The organism is Pseudomonas sp. LY-1 (assembly GCF_053502595.1).
Map to the genome: position 1 here is coordinate 2,115,230 of NZ_CP094353.1, position 13,002 is coordinate 2,128,231.

At 61.7% G+C, this 13,002-nt stretch carries 15 protein-coding genes; 10 read left to right on the forward strand and 5 right to left on the reverse strand.

Annotated elements, in window-relative coordinates; all coding sequences use genetic code 11:
* Nucleotides 1-86 precede the first annotated feature (86 nt).
* Both MOQ67_RS09670 and greB read left to right on the forward strand, forming a co-directional pair.
* Nucleotides 87-1,250 carry a hypothetical protein gene (locus MOQ67_RS09670; RefSeq protein ID WP_198717426.1) on the forward strand — a complete coding sequence of 388 codons (1,164 nt, stop codon included), beginning with the start codon at nucleotides 87-89 and terminating at the stop codon, nucleotides 1,248-1,250.
* 126 nt (nucleotides 1,251-1,376) lie between these two features.
* A complete protein-coding gene (greB, locus tag MOQ67_RS09675; RefSeq protein WP_026140354.1) occupies nucleotides 1,377-1,850 on the forward strand; it encodes a transcription elongation factor GreB in 474 nt (157 codons plus the stop codon).
* Between the two features lie 43 nt (nucleotides 1,851-1,893).
* On the opposite strand, the gene MOQ67_RS09680 is transcribed toward greB, so the two are convergent.
* Together MOQ67_RS09680 and MOQ67_RS09685 are read right to left on the reverse strand one after the other, a co-directional pair.
* Nucleotides 1,894-4,404, reverse strand: a complete 2,511-nt coding sequence (locus MOQ67_RS09680) for an ABC transporter permease (protein ID WP_046384245.1) — start codon at nucleotides 4,402-4,404, stop codon at nucleotides 1,894-1,896.
* Nucleotides 4,404-5,087, reverse strand: a complete 684-nt coding sequence (locus tag MOQ67_RS09685; RefSeq protein ID WP_017849531.1) for an ABC transporter ATP-binding protein — start codon at nucleotides 5,085-5,087, stop codon at nucleotides 4,404-4,406. Before MOQ67_RS09685 ends, MOQ67_RS09680 begins: the two co-directional genes overlap by 1 nt.
* 10 nt (nucleotides 5,088-5,097) lie before the next feature.
* Between MOQ67_RS09685 and MOQ67_RS09690 the strand changes: the two genes are divergently transcribed.
* The 3 genes from MOQ67_RS09690 (at nucleotide 5,098) to MOQ67_RS09700 (ending at nucleotide 7,110) form a co-directional block, all read left to right on the forward strand.
* The gene (locus MOQ67_RS09690) at nucleotides 5,098-5,703 is read left to right on the forward strand and encodes an arylesterase (RefSeq protein ID WP_026140353.1); all 606 of its coding nucleotides are present in this window, start codon (nucleotides 5,098-5,100) and stop codon (nucleotides 5,701-5,703) included.
* A 58-nt stretch (nucleotides 5,704-5,761) separates the two neighbouring features.
* Nucleotides 5,762-6,055 carry a hypothetical protein gene (locus tag MOQ67_RS09695; RefSeq protein ID WP_017849529.1) on the forward strand — a complete coding sequence of 98 codons (294 nt, stop codon included), beginning with the start codon at nucleotides 5,762-5,764 and terminating at the stop codon, nucleotides 6,053-6,055.
* A gap of 86 nt (nucleotides 6,056-6,141) precedes the next feature.
* Nucleotides 6,142-7,110 (forward strand): L,D-transpeptidase family protein, encoded by a 969-nt coding sequence (locus tag MOQ67_RS09700; protein WP_017849528.1) that lies wholly within the window; start codon nucleotides 6,142-6,144, stop codon nucleotides 7,108-7,110.
* Nucleotides 7,111-7,244: 134 nt separating this feature from the next.
* Here the strand turns inward: MOQ67_RS09700 and oprI are convergent, their stop codons facing one another.
* Nucleotides 7,245-7,496, reverse strand: coding sequence for an outer membrane lipoprotei OprI (gene oprI / locus MOQ67_RS09705; protein ID WP_003172710.1), 252 nt, complete (start codon nucleotides 7,494-7,496; stop codon nucleotides 7,245-7,247).
* 612 nt (nucleotides 7,497-8,108) lie between these two features.
* On the opposite strand from oprI, the gene MOQ67_RS09710 reads away from it, so the two are divergent.
* On the forward strand, nucleotides 8,109-8,390 hold the full coding sequence (locus MOQ67_RS09710; protein ID WP_003189869.1) for a GNAT family N-acetyltransferase: 282 nt from the start codon (nucleotides 8,109-8,111) through the stop codon (nucleotides 8,388-8,390).
* 82 nt (nucleotides 8,391-8,472) lie between these two features.
* Here MOQ67_RS09710 and MOQ67_RS09715 read toward each other — a convergent pair whose 3' ends face one another.
* Both MOQ67_RS09715 and MOQ67_RS09720 read right to left on the reverse strand, forming a co-directional pair.
* On the reverse strand, nucleotides 8,473-9,549 hold the full coding sequence (locus MOQ67_RS09715) for a 3-deoxy-7-phosphoheptulonate synthase (RefSeq protein WP_017849526.1): 1,077 nt from the start codon (nucleotides 9,547-9,549) through the stop codon (nucleotides 8,473-8,475).
* Between the two features lie 131 nt (nucleotides 9,550-9,680).
* A complete protein-coding gene (locus MOQ67_RS09720) occupies nucleotides 9,681-10,115 on the reverse strand; it encodes a PilZ domain-containing protein (protein ID WP_046486449.1) in 435 nt (144 codons plus the stop codon).
* Here MOQ67_RS09720 and MOQ67_RS09725 point away from each other — a divergent pair.
* From MOQ67_RS09725 to MOQ67_RS09740, 4 genes are all read left to right on the forward strand, one after another.
* Nucleotides 10,114-10,500 (forward strand): hypothetical protein, encoded by a 387-nt coding sequence (locus MOQ67_RS09725; protein ID WP_017849524.1) that lies wholly within the window; start codon nucleotides 10,114-10,116, stop codon nucleotides 10,498-10,500. The genes MOQ67_RS09720 and MOQ67_RS09725 overlap by 2 nt on opposite strands.
* Nucleotides 10,497-11,450: a putative 2-dehydropantoate 2-reductase gene (locus MOQ67_RS09730; protein ID WP_046384244.1), complete on the forward strand. Its 954-nt coding sequence runs from the start codon at nucleotides 10,497-10,499 to the stop codon at nucleotides 11,448-11,450. Before MOQ67_RS09725 ends, MOQ67_RS09730 begins: the two co-directional genes overlap by 4 nt.
* Nucleotides 11,451-11,465: 15 nt before the next feature.
* Nucleotides 11,466-12,383 carry a 5'-nucleotidase gene (locus MOQ67_RS09735; RefSeq protein ID WP_017849522.1) on the forward strand — a complete coding sequence of 306 codons (918 nt, stop codon included), beginning with the start codon at nucleotides 11,466-11,468 and terminating at the stop codon, nucleotides 12,381-12,383.
* Nucleotides 12,384-12,453: 70 nt separating this feature from the next.
* On the forward strand, nucleotides 12,454-12,954 hold the full coding sequence (locus tag MOQ67_RS09740) for a universal stress protein (protein WP_017849521.1): 501 nt from the start codon (nucleotides 12,454-12,456) through the stop codon (nucleotides 12,952-12,954).
* Nucleotides 12,955-13,002: the final 48 nt, after the last annotated feature.

Consider the following 13,002-nt stretch of genomic DNA (forward strand, 5'->3'; position numbering starts at 1 on the left):
TCGTTGAGTGATAAATGCATGTTGATGGTCGGATGTTTATCTGATGTTTATATACGCTTTGCTTGTTGTCATGAGGCCTGATTACTATGATGCTTCTACGTACCCTAGTTCTTGAACGCTCTGGTGAGGATGCGCCGGTCAACGGTGCTCTGCTCTGTGGCTTTGCTGTTCCCCAGATCGCGTCGAACTTTCTTGTGTACAGCCTGGATGAAGAAATAGAGCCGGGTAGTTCCCGGGTATATGTCGCAGCATTGCGTAGGAAAGTTGAACGCTACTTCTTGGGTGGGGTGGATACCCAAGAGGATCTGCAAGTTGCGATGCGGGTGTTTAAACAAATACTGACCCTGGCCGCTTCCGGTACCAAGTCGGGTAGCGTCGGCGACGGCCAGATTCCCTATCACTTTGTCGACTTGAAAGGCTGCAAGTTGCCGCCCGCCAGGCCCGAAGATCATCATTCAATGAACATCAAGAAAGCCTTGGTGATGAAGGTGATTACCTTGGGCACATCGGCCCCTGCGTCAGAGGCGATTGAAAGTCCTACGCTGATTGTCCCGTCCATTCGTTTTTCTTCCAAATTGGTCTCGGCTCCCAAAGTCACCAAGGAGCCTGAAAAGGTCTTGCCAGTGGTGATCGAGGGGCTGGCTGAACCTCAGCGGCAGGTGCCCGCGGTCGTGGCGCCAACTGCTGCGCCGGTCGTCGCGGTTGCACCCAGTGCGCCGCCGGCATCCAACGAACAGGCAGAACACAATTCACTGTTCGAGGTGGACAGCACCTTGACCAACCTCGCGCGTGTCGCCCAGGAACTGACCCAGCAAAAACTTGCAATGCAAAAGCGCGAAGAAGCGCTCGAACAGCGCCAGGTTGAACTGCAGCGAGGGCTGGCGGAGCTTGAGCAAAAACGCCAGGAACTGACCCGTCGCATGGTGCAGGAGGAGGGCGCCGTGCAGTCGCAGGCGCAGGCGTTGGAGGGGCGTGAAGCGCAGTTGGCAAATGCCGTGGCCATGCAGCAGCAAGGGCAGCGTCAAATGGATGAGCGCACCCGCGTCCTGGAAGAGCGGGCCATTCAAGTCGAGGCGCAAGAGCTGCGGGCGCGTCAGAAAGGCGAGACGTTGGCGGCGCTGCTCGTGCAGTTACCAGGGTTGCGCCAGAATGTGCATGCCATTCTCTTTGAACTCGACCAGGCGTTGGACGGCCTGGCCAGGAATGAGCTGGTTCAAGCGAGCAGTGAGCCGGGCGCAATCCAGCTGTGATGCGAGGCGTCAGAGGGTCTGGCTACTTTCCCCGGTTCATTTATCATCACCCTCTGTTCGTCGACGCCGGGGCCTGCATGCCGCGGCGTATTGGAATCAATGGACATTGCCTGGGGATGCACACGTTTGAGTACCAAGCTGATTACCAAAGAAGGTCATGAGGCGCTGAAGAAGGAGTTGGATTATCTGTGGCGCGAAAAGCGTCCGGACACCACGCGCAAAGTGACTTGGGCCGCTTCCCTGGGGGATCGCAGCGAGAACGCGGACTACCAGTACAACAAGAAGCTGCTGCGTGAGATTGACCGACGGGTGCGCTACCTGCGCAAGCGTCTGGAAGACATGCGCGTGGTGGAGTACATGCCCGAACAGGAAGGGCGGGTATTTTTCGGTGCCTGGGTCGATATCGAAAACGAGCAGGGCGAAACCAAGCGTTTTCGCATCGTCGGCTATGACGAGATCTACGAACGCATGGACTACATCTCCATCGACTCGCCGATGGCGCGGGCGCTGCTGCGCAAGCAAGTCGACGATGAGGCCATCGTGCAGACGCCGAACGGCGAGGTGTGCTGGTGGATCACCGCTATCGAGTATGTGAAATAGACAATGATGGCCCGCGGTCTGTGACGCGCGGGCCATTGTCGTCTCAGCCTTCGCGCAATACCGCCAATGGCGTGGCATTCAGCGCGCGGCGCGTCCCGAACACCCCGGCAGCGCCGATCAGCACGCCACCGATCACCGGCAGCAACAACAACCACGGGTGTGGGTGCCAGGCCAGGTCGAAGGCATAGCGGTACAGCACCCAGGTCACCAGTTCGGTGCCCAGCGCCGCGAGCAAACCGCTGACGGCGCCGAGCAGGCCGAACTCGATGCGTCGGGCCTTCACCAGCAGCTTGCGCTCGGCGCCCAGCGCACGCAGCAGCGCACCTTGGCGAATGCGCTCGTCCAGGGTGGCCTGCAGGCCGGAGAACAGCACCGCCATCCCTGCCGCCAGCACGAACAGCAGCACATACTCCACGGCCAGCGTTACTTGGGCGAGGATGCTGCGCAACTGTTCCAGCAGGGCCTCGACCTGCAGGATCGTGACCGCCGGGAAGGCCCGGGACAGGTCGACGATCTGCCGGTCATGGCCGGGGGCCAGATAGAAGCTGGTCAGGTAGGTGGCCGGCAGGTCTTTCAAGGTGCCGGGCTGGAAAATCATGAAGAAGTTGGGCTGGAAGTTATCCCAATTGATGGTGCGCAGGCTGGTGACCCGCGCTTCACGGGTTTCGCCCGCCACGGTGAACACCAGGTGGTCGTCGAGCTTGAGTTTCAGGCTTTCGGCAACCTTGGCTTCCACCGACACACCCGGTATTTCATCGCCCGGTTGCTGTGACCACCAGGTACCCGCGGTCAGGGCATTGCCCGGCGGCAGGTCGGCGGCCCAGGTCAGGCTCAGGTCGCGCTGGATTGCGCGGTCGCCGCTGGAGTCCTTGCTGACGATCGCCTGCACGGGCTCGCCGTTGACGCTGATCAGCCGGCCGGGCACCACCGGATACAGCGGCGCCGATTGTGCCTGCAGTTCGAGCAGGCGAGCGCCAAAGGCGTCTTTGTCGGCGGGCAGGATGTTCAGCGCGAAGTAGTTGGGGGCGTCCTTGGGCAGCTGGTTTTGCCAGGTGTCGAGCAATTCGCCGCGCAGCAGGGCGATCAAGCCCATGGACAGCAGGATCAAGCCGAACGCCAGCGACTGGCCTGCCGCCGCCAACGGATAGCGCAGCAACTGGCCCAGGCCCAGGCGCCACGGCAGGGACGCCCGGGCCAGCAGGCGGCGCAGGCTCTGCAACAGCAGCAGGAGCAGGCCACCGAGGATCAACGCCGCAACCACGCCCCCGCCGAGCAGGGCGAAGGTCAGCACCAGGTCGAGGCTCAGGCGCCACATGATCAGGCCCAGGGCAAGCAGCGCCGCGCCGTAGACCATCCAGGTGCTGGACGGGATGGGCAGCAGGTCGCGCCGCAACACGCGCAGCGGTGGGACGCGGCCCAGTGCCGCCAACGGTGGCAGGGCGAAACCGGCGAGGGCCACCAGCCCGGTGCCGATCCCGGCAATGGCCGGCAGCAGCCCGCCGGGCGGTACGTCCGCCGGCAGCAGGTCGTGGAGGAAATAGAACAGGCCAAATTGCGCCAGCCAGCCCAGCAGGGCGCCGGCCAGGCTCGCCAACAGGCCGAGTACGCTCAGTTGCAGGCTGAACAACAGCATGGTTTCACGCCGCGATAAACCCAGGCAGCGCAACAACGCGCTGGCATCAAAACGTCGGCTGGCGAAACGGTTGGCGGACAACGCCACGGCCACACCGGCCAGCAACACCGCCACCAGGCTGGCCATGTTCAGGTAGCGCTCGGCCTTGCCCAGGGCGCCGCCGATCTGCTGGTTGCCATCCCGCGAGTCCTGCAGGCGCTGGTTGGCCGCGAGGCCCGGCTCGATCAGATCACGATAGGTTTGCAGTGCCGTACTTGAGGGGGCTGCGCGCCACAGCTCGCGGTAACTGACGCGGCTGCCGGGCTGGACGACGCCAGTGGCGCCCAGGTCGGCCAGGTTGATCATCACCCGTGGCGTGAGGCTGTAGAAATTGCCGGCGCGGTCCGGTTCATAGGTCAGCACACGCGCCAGGCGCAGGGACTTCATGCCCACGTCGATGCTGTCACCCACTTTCAGGTCGAGTGCGGTGAGCAGCCGTGCCTCCACCCAGGCTTCGCCGGGTTTCGGGCCGCCGCCTGCGGTTTCGTCAGCGAATGGCGCGGCTGCGCTCTTCAGTTCGCCGCGCAGCGGGTATTGTTCGTTGACCGCCTTGATGCTGGACAGCTGGATGCCGTTATCGGTGGCGATAACGCTGGAAAACTCGACGACGCGTGCGTGATCCAGGCCCAGTTCGATCCCGGACCTGATTTGCTCGGGGCGCGCGGGTGAGCTGCCCTCGAGCACCAGGTCGGCGCCGAGGAACTCGGTGGCGCGCAACAGCATGGCGCCATTAAGGCGTGCCCCGAAGTAGCCGATGGCGGTGCTGGAGGCCACGGCCACCAGCAGGGCGAAGAACAACACGCGCAATTCGCCGGCGCGGGCATCGCGCAGCAATTGGCGCAGGGCAAGGCTGAACAGGCGCAACAGCGGCAAGCGTGCCATCAAGGCTCCAGGGGCGCGACCAGCAGGCCGGCTTCAAGGCGGATCAGGCGTCGGCAACGGTGCGCCAGGCGCTCGTCGTGAGTGACCAGGACCAGGGTCGTGCCGCTTTCTTTATTCAGTTCGAACAGCAGGTCGCTGATGCGCTCGCCGGTATGGCTGTCGAGGTTGCCGGTGGGTTCGTCGGCAAACAGCACGTCCGGTTCGGCGGCAAAGGCGCGGGCGATCGCCACCCGTTGCTGCTCACCCCCGGAGAGTTGGCGTGGCGAGTGGGTCAGGCGTTGGCCCAGGCCGACCCGTTCGAGCAGGTACCTGGCGCGCTCGCGGGCGTCTTTGCGGCCGTCCAGCTCCAGCGGCAGCATGACGTTTTCCAGGGCGTTGAGGCTGTCGAGCAGTTGGAATGACTGGAAGACGAAGCCCACATGCTCGGCGCGGATGCGCGCGCGCTGGTCTTCGTCGAGGCTGCTCAGCGCTTGGCCGGCGAGGATGACTTCGCCGCTGCTGGGCAGGTCGAGGCCGGCCAGCAGACCGAGGAGGGTGGACTTGCCGGAGCCGGAGGCACCGACGATAGCCAGGCTATCGCCCTTGTTCAGTTCCAGGCTCAGTTCGTGCAGGATAGTCAGTTCACCTTCCGCGCTGGGAACCACTTTGCTAAGGTTTCGCGCGATGAGAATGCTTGCGCCCATGGAGAATCCGATGCGAATGTGGTTTTTGAGTGCTGGCCTGGCCTTGATGTGCATGGCCCAGAACGCAGCGGCGGGTACAGTCCTGATCGTTGGCGATAGTATCAGTGCCGGTTTCGGACTGGATACCAGCAAAGGGTGGGTAGCCTTGTTGGGACAGCGGCTCAAACACGAAGGTTTCGACGATAAAGTGGTCAACGCGTCCATCAGCGGCGACACCAGCGCCGGAGGCCTCGCGCGGCTGCCGGCGGCGCTTGCGGAGCATAAGCCCAACCTGGTGATTATCGAGCTGGGCGGCAATGACGGCCTGCGTGGACAGCCGCCCGCGCAATTGAAACAAAATCTTGCGTCGATGATCGAGCAGTCCCAGGCGGTCGGCGCCAAGGTCCTGCTGCTGGGCATGCAGTTGCCGCCTAACTACGGTCCGAAATACACCACGGCATTTGCCGGGGTCTACGCGGCCCTGGCCAAGGAGAAGAGCGTGCCGTTGGTGCCGTTTTTCCTCGACGGCGTGGGCGGTCATCCCGAGCTGATGCAGGCCGATCAACTGCACCCGGCGGTCGGCGCCCAGGGTAAGTTGCTGGAAAATGTCTGGCCGACGCTAAAACCGCTGTTATGACGCTTTTCTACCGGCAGGCTTTCGGCTAAGGTGGCGCCCCCCCGATTTGGAGCCCTCGATGTCGCGTCCTGCCTGGTCCCTGTTTAATTACCAACTGATCGAGCCGGACGAGCAGCTGGATCTGTTCGCCTGCCAGGAAGTCCGGGTGCATCTGGTCACGCGTCAATTGGAGCTGGGCGGCACGATCGATCGCACGCTCTGCGGCACGTTGTTGCCGGCTCAGCCACGCTGGTCGGCGGTGGATCGCTCGATTTTCCAGGATCAGCGCCTGTGCCCCCTGTGCCGTGCCATCTTGGAGTCGCAAAAGCGTGGCACGCCGCCGATCTGGCCGGAGCTGCGCTTCGAGTGGTGAGGGGCGCTACGAGCTTGCAGCTTGAAGCCCGCATCGCGTATACAATCGCTTTTTACCTACACGTTGTTCTGCGAAGGATTTTCCGGATGTTGTCGCGCCTTTCCGCCGTCACCTGCTGCCTGTCTCTTGCCGCCCTGTGTGCGGCGGGTTCCGCGGCGGCCTTGCAGTTGCCCCTGCCACCCCCGGGCGAAGACATCGTCGGCCAGGTCCAAGTGATCAAGGCCAAGTACGAAGATACGTTTGCCGACCTGGGTACCACCTACGACCTGGGCTACTCGGAGATGGTCGCCGCCAACCCGGGCGTCGATGCCTGGTTGCCGGGGGCGGGCACCGAGATCGTCCTGCCGACGCGGTTCATCCTGCCGCCGGGCCCCCGCGAAGGCATCGTGATCAACCTTGCCGAATACCGGCTCTACTATTTCCCCAAGGGCCAGAACGTCGTCTACACCTTCCCGCTGGGGATTGGTCGTGAAGGCTGGGGCTCGCCGATCGCCCATACCAGCATTGTCGCGAAAACGCCGAACCCGACCTGGACGCCGCCCGCTTCGATCAAGGCCGAGCACGCCGCCAACGGCGATCCGTTGCCCAACGTGGTACCGGCCGGCCCGGACAACCCGCTGGGGCCGTTCAAGTTCACCCTGGGCACGCCGGGCTACCTGATCCACGGCTCCAACATGAAGTTCGGTATCGGCACGCGTACCAGCCACGGCTGCTTCCGCATGTTCAACAATAACGTGCTGGAAATGGCCGGCATGGTACCGGTGGGTACTCCGGTGCGTATCATCAACGATGCCTACAAGTTCGGCAGCAGTGGCGGCAAGGTCTACCTCGAAGCGCATACGCCGCTGAACGACGATGGCACGCCGTCGGTGGTCGACAAGCACACCGCGGTGATCAACGCGCTGCTCAAGCGTGAAGACCTGGCCAATCACCTGCGGGTGAACTGGGATCAGGTGCGCGACGTGGTCGCGGCGGAAGATGGCCTGCCGACTGAAATCGGTGTGCCGGCTGCGGCGTCGATGGTCTCGAACGCGCCGCTCGATCCGTTGCAATAAGCCGGTTCGATCAATCGCCTGCCACGGCCTTGGGCTGCGGCGGGCTTTTTATTGCCCGTGATCCGGGACCGAATCGCAGGCAATAAAAAGCCGGTCCAAGAATGGACCGGCTTGGTAACAACCCCGAAGGACTATTACTTGCGGCTAGCTTTTTCAAGCATGCGCAGAGCGCGCTCGTTAGCTTCGTCAGCAGTCTGTTGTGCTTTTTGAGCAGCAGCCAGAGCTTCATCAGCTTTACGGTAGGCTTCGTCTGCACGAGCCTGGGAGCGAGCTGCTGCGTCTTCAGTTGCAGTCAGACGAGCTTCGGTTTCTTTGGAGACGCTGCTGCAACCGGTAGCCAGAACTGCGGCCAGAGCCAGAGCAGAGAATTTCAGAACGTTGTTCATCGTGTTCCCCTTCAAGGACTTTCTATAAGATAGCTACTATCTCAGAGTGAGCTAATAGCCGGCGTACATACTACTCATTACTTGTAGTAAGTAAACTGACGTAGCGCAAGAAGCAAAAAAAAAATTCTGTGCTGAATCTATTTTGGCTAATCTTTTGGGAAATTGTATAAAAAGCGTTCAATTTTTAGCAGTCTGCTGAAGAATGCATGCGCCCTGAAAGGGCCGGCCCGCATGTGTCAAGCCTTGTAAGTAGATGAAAATTTATATACTGAAGCTAACACTTTTGTACAGGTTGACTTTGCCAAACCCTGTATCTTTTGCGCATGTAGAGGTGACTTTAACAGCGCCTGTTCGTCTCAAGCTTCAACTGCCGGCAATGTTCAGGCTTTCGGTCACCGATTGATCGAGGCCCTTTCTATATCCGCCAGCCCCAGGGATGACGAGTGCGTCTTGAGCAATTTCAGGATTGCCGCCTACTATTCTCTACGTGCTGGTTGTGAGCGCTCACGGTTTTCTCGTTGTCGAAACCGGCACGGGGTGGCGTAGATGTTCCTTCGCCGGAAAAACATCGGTAAGGTAGGGGTCAGAATCCAAGACCCGCGAGGAGTAGTGATGAGCGAGGCGTTGTCCATCCACCATGACCAGGCTGGTCATCAGTTCGAGACCAATGTGGACGGTCATCGTGCCTACCTGACCTATATGGACCTCGGGAAGCAGACCTTGGACATCTATCGGACCTTCGTGCCCAACGCACTGCGAGGTCGCGGTATCGCGGCTGCATTGACCGAGGAAGCCTTGAAGTTCGCCGAAGAGGCCGGCTACACGGTGATCCCGTCGTGCTCTTACGTCGAGCGCTACATGGAGCGCCACCAGCGCCATGCGGCCAAGCTGTAAGGCATGAACTGCAACATGAAAAACGCCGGGCTTAGCCCGGCGTTTTTGTGTGCGCTGATCAGGATCAGGATCAGGATCAGACTCAGCTGCGCTTGCGCAGGGGCAACACGTCCTTGAGCTTGGCGTGCATGCTGCGCAGGGTGTTCTCGGTGGTCGCCCAGTCGATGCAGGCATCGGTGATCGACACGCCGTACTGCAAGTCGGCCAGGTCTTTGGGGATCGCCTGGCAGCCCCAGTTCAGGTGGCTTTCGACCATCAGGCCGATGATTGACTGGTTGCCTTCCAGGATCTGGTTGGCGACGTTCTCCATCACCAGCGGTTGCAGGGCCGGGTCCTTGTTGGAGTTGGCGTGGCTGCAATCGACCATGATGTTCGGCTTGATCTTGGCCTTGTTCAGCGCCTGTTCGCACAGGGCAACGCTGACCGAATCATAGTTGGGCTTGCCGTTGCCGCCGCGCAATACCACGTGACCGTAGGCGTTGCCTTTGGTGGTGACGATGGAGACGCCGCCTTCCTGGTTGATACCCAGGAAGCGATGAGGGCTGGAGACCGACTGCAGCGCGTTGATCGCCACGGTCAGGCCGCCGTCGGTGCCGTTCTTGAAGCCCACGGCCGAAGACAGGCCGGACGCCATTTCGCGGTGGGTTTGCGATTCGGTGGTGCGCGCGCCGATGGCCGACCAGCTGATCAGGTCCTGCAGGTACTGCGGGGAGATCGGGTCGAGGGCTTCGGTGGCGGTGGGCAGGCCCATTTCGGCCAGGTCCAGCAGCAACTTGCGACCGATGTGCAAGCCGTCCTGGATCTTGAACGAGTCGTCCAGGTACGGGTCGTTGATCAGGCCCTTCCAGCCGACGGTGGTACGCGGTTTCTCGAAATAGACGCGCATGACCAGATACAAGGTGTCGGACACTTCTTCGGCCAGCGCCTTGAGGCGCTCGGCGTATTCGTGGGCCGCCTTGAGGTCGTGGATCGAGCATGGCCCGATTACCACGAAGAGGCGGTGGTCGGTGCCGTCGAGAATGTCACGAATGACTTCGCGGCCCTTGGTGACGGTCTGCAGGGCAGCGTCGCTCAGGGGGATTTCGCGCTTGAGCTGATCGGGCGTGATCAGGGTCTCGTTGGATTCGACGTTCAGGTCGTTGATCGGTAAATCAGCCATCGTGTTACTCGTCAGGGTCACGGGTGCCGGCCGCCAGCCATCCCCGTGCGGCGGAGCACAGCATGATTTGAATGCAGGGGGGAGGAACCTTAGCGCGTAACACGGGCCCGCGACAATGGGCAAAGCCCGCTTTAATCCAGTGCCGGCGCTACAAATGCCTCATGGGAGAATTCACCGGCATGCCGCGCCACCCACTCGCGGGCCATGGTTTCGAACTGCTCGGGCGTCGACTCGGCGTCTTCGTGCTGGCGGCAGTAGCGCTCTATCCGGCATGCTTGCTCACCCATGCGTGCGCCGAACAACGCATGTTCATCGGTAAACGAGATGCCGACGCGATAGCCGTCTTTTACCTTGCGGCACCATGCCACATAGCCCGGGTAGCGGGCCCCGGCGCCCAGGGACGGGATATGCAGGTCAACCGCTGTACCCTGGCGCCAGGCACGCGGGCAATTGCAGGCGATGCCGCCCAGGCCGATAGTGTGCAGGCGTTGGCGGGGAATGGGGGGAGAGGGACGTTGGATCAACAGGGCAGCGACATCATCAGGATGAGGTAAAAAACGACCCATGTACACGGACTCCGAGCACCGTCCAGTCGACGGCGGTGGCAGCAGTATAGTGAAGGAGCAGGCATTGACCGACCTGGATATTGACCAGCAACTGCTGGGATTACCAGGCATTTCGCTCGTGCTGTTTACCAGCGTGGGCTGTTCCGGTTGCCGTTGGGCGCATCAGCAGCTACCGGGCTGGCAGTTGCCGGTGGATCGGTTGTGCTGGGTGGATGCCGGGCACAACGGCGGCGCGGTGGAACGTTATCAGGTCTTTCATTTGCCGGCGCTGTTCGTGGTGTGCGAGGGTCAATTCTTCGGGCAGATACAGACACGTCTTACACCTTCCGAGCTTACCGACGCTATTCATCAAGCGCTTACCCGCACTCCAGAGGATTTGCCATGACCGCATTGTCGCCACGCATTGGCATTATCGGCACCGGCGCCATCGGTGGTTTCTACGGCCTGATGCTGGCGCGCGCCGGCTTCGATGTGCATTTCCTGCTGCGCAGCGAATACGCAGCGGTCAGTGAGCGTGGCCTGCGCCTCAATAGCAGCGTGCATGGCACCTTGCACCTGAACCCCGTGCAGGCCTACGCCCACGCCGCCGACATGCCGCCGTGCGACTGGCTGCTGGTGGGCACCAAATCCACGGGCAATGTCGACCTGGCCCCGACCATCGCCCAGGTCGCGGCGCCCGACGCGAAGGTGGTGTTGCTGCAAAATGGCCTCGACGTCGAAGACAGCCTGCGCGAGCACTTGCCGGCGTCCCTGCATCTGCTCGGTGGGTTGTGCTATATCGGCGTACACCGTTCCGCCCCCGGCGTTGTCGAGCATCAGGCGTTGGGCCGGGTCAACCTGGGTTATCACAGCGGCACCGCCGCCAACGACGAAGCGCGCCAGAAGGCGATTGTCGAGGCAGGCGCCGCGTTGTTTCATCAGGCCGGCATCGAGTCCCAGGCCATGGCCAACGTACACCTGGCGCGCTGGCACAAGCTGGTGTGGAACGTGCCTTATAACGGTCTCTCCGTGCTGTTGGGCTGTGGCACCACGGCGATGATGGCGGACGAGTCCAGCCGCGAACTGATCCAGGCGCTGATGGCCGAAGTGGTGAAGGGCGCCCACGCCTGCGGTCATGAGATTCCGGCCAGCTATGCCGAGCAGATGTTTACCATGACCGAAAGCATGGACGACTACCTGCCCAGCATGTACCACGACCATATCCATAAACGCCCGCTGGAACTGGCGGCGATCTACGCTCGCCCACTCGCCGCCGCCAAGGCCGCCGGCTGCGAGCTGCCGCGCATGCAGGCGTTGTATCAGGCCTTGAGTTTTATTGATCGGCATAACCGCTGATTGGGGGGAACCACCATGGCAAACGGATTGGGCGACAAACTGGTGCTGGCGATTTCATCGCGAGCCCTGTTCGACTTGAGCGATAGCCACAAGGTCTACCTGGCCCAAGGCGTGGAGGCCTACCGCAAATACCAGATCGAGCACGAAGAAGAAACGCTCGAGCCGGGCGATGCCTTCCCGCTGGTCAAAAAACTGCTGAGCCTCAACGCCAGCCTGGGCCGGGCCCGGGTCGAGGTGGTGCTGGTGTCGCGCAACAGTGCCGACACCGGCCTGCGCGTGTTCAATTCGATCCAGCATTACGGGTTGGACATTTCCCGCGCCGCTTTCGTAGGAGGGCGTAGTCCATATCCTTATTTGGCGGCGTTTGGTTGCCATCTGTTTCTTTCGACCCATGCGGACGATGTGCGCAGTGCGCTCGATGCCGGGTTCGCCGCGGCGACGATTCTGTCGGGCGGCGCACGCCGTGCATCGAGCGAGGAGCTGCGGATCGCATTCGATGGCGATGCGGTGTTGTTTTCCGACGAGTCGGAGCGCGTTTACCAACAGGGCGGGCTGGAAGCGTTCCAGGCCAGCGAACGCGAATCGGCGCGCCAGCCGTTGCATGGCGGCCCCTTCAAGGGCTTCCTCGCGGCGCTGAACCTGTTGCAGCGCGAGTTTCCGGACGCGGCCTGCCCGATCCGCACTGCCCTGGTCACCGCCCGGTCGGCGCCGTCCCACGAGCGGGTGATCCGCACCCTGCGCGAGTGGGATATCCGCCTGGACGAGTCGTTATTCCTCGGCGGCCTGGAGAAATCCGCGTTCCTGGAGGCGTTCGCCGCCGACGTTTTTTTCGACGACCAGGCCGGCCATTGCGAGAAAGCCAGGGAGGTGGTGGCCACCGGGCATGTGCCCCATGGCATCAGTAATGAGGTGAAGATTCAGACGCCGAGCTAAGTCAGTCGAAATCCCCGAGGCGCTGCTAAGCTCATTCAATCTCCGCCATCCTGGCAGTCCAGGAGGTTTTATGATCCGTTCGATGCTGTATGCCACGGACCTTGGTCTGTATGCGCCTTATGTGATGCAACATGCGCTGGCGCTGGCGCGAACGTTCAAGGCTGAGCTGTCGGTGATTCATGTGGTCGAACCCATCGGGCTGTTCGCCGAATCGGTGTTGCAAAGCTACCTTGATGAAAGGGCCCTGAACGAATGGCAGAGCCAGGGCCTGAGCACAGTGATGGCGACGATCGAGCAGCGGGTCCTCGAGAGTTTTCGCGAGGAGCTGGGGGACGGCGCGCAAGACTTGCAACTGATCCACTCGGTGCGGGTGATCCAGGGTGACCCGTGCGAGGTGATTCTCGACCAGTTGCGTAAACTTTCCGTGGATTTGTTGATCGTAGGCAGTCATAGCCACGCAACGGCCGCGGCCACACCCCTTGGGCGCACTGCCGCGCGGGTGTTGCAGCTGTCTCCGGTGCCGGTTTACCTGGTGCCATCGTTACAACGTCGACGCAGTGATGACGTGTGAGGGGGAGTGATAGATAAAAAGTTCTAGATTTATCTGTCTAACCTTTAA

Bases quoted from the DNA above. Each gene is read 5' to 3' on its own strand.
- MOQ67_RS09670 (WP_198717426.1), top strand. From the start codon at position 87: ATGATGCTTCTACGTACCCTAGTTCTTGAACGCTCTGGTGAGGATGCG.
- MOQ67_RS09680 (WP_046384245.1), bottom strand. From the start codon at position 4,404: ATGGCACGCTTGCCGCTGTTGCGCCTGTTCAGCCTTGCCCTGCGCCAA.
- MOQ67_RS09685 (WP_017849531.1), bottom strand. From the start codon at position 5,087: ATGGGCGCAAGCATTCTCATCGCGCGAAACCTTAGCAAAGTGGTTCCC.
- MOQ67_RS09690 (WP_026140353.1), top strand. From the start codon at position 5,098: ATGCGAATGTGGTTTTTGAGTGCTGGCCTGGCCTTGATGTGCATGGCC.
- MOQ67_RS09695 (WP_017849529.1), top strand. From the start codon at position 5,762: ATGTCGCGTCCTGCCTGGTCCCTGTTTAATTACCAACTGATCGAGCCG.
- MOQ67_RS09700 (WP_017849528.1), top strand. From the start codon at position 6,142: ATGTTGTCGCGCCTTTCCGCCGTCACCTGCTGCCTGTCTCTTGCCGCC.
- oprI (WP_003172710.1), bottom strand. From the start codon at position 7,496: ATGAACAACGTTCTGAAATTCTCTGCTCTGGCTCTGGCCGCAGTTCTG.
- MOQ67_RS09710 (WP_003189869.1), top strand. From the start codon at position 8,109: ATGAGCGAGGCGTTGTCCATCCACCATGACCAGGCTGGTCATCAGTTC.
- MOQ67_RS09715 (WP_017849526.1), bottom strand. From the start codon at position 9,549: ATGGCTGATTTACCGATCAACGACCTGAACGTCGAATCCAACGAGACC.
- MOQ67_RS09725 (WP_017849524.1), top strand. From the start codon at position 10,114: ATGTACACGGACTCCGAGCACCGTCCAGTCGACGGCGGTGGCAGCAGT.
- MOQ67_RS09720 (WP_046486449.1), bottom strand. From the start codon at position 10,115: ATGGGTCGTTTTTTACCTCATCCTGATGATGTCGCTGCCCTGTTGATC.
- MOQ67_RS09730 (WP_046384244.1), top strand. From the start codon at position 10,497: ATGACCGCATTGTCGCCACGCATTGGCATTATCGGCACCGGCGCCATC.
- MOQ67_RS09735 (WP_017849522.1), top strand. From the start codon at position 11,466: ATGGCAAACGGATTGGGCGACAAACTGGTGCTGGCGATTTCATCGCGA.
- MOQ67_RS09740 (WP_017849521.1), top strand. From the start codon at position 12,454: ATGATCCGTTCGATGCTGTATGCCACGGACCTTGGTCTGTATGCGCCT.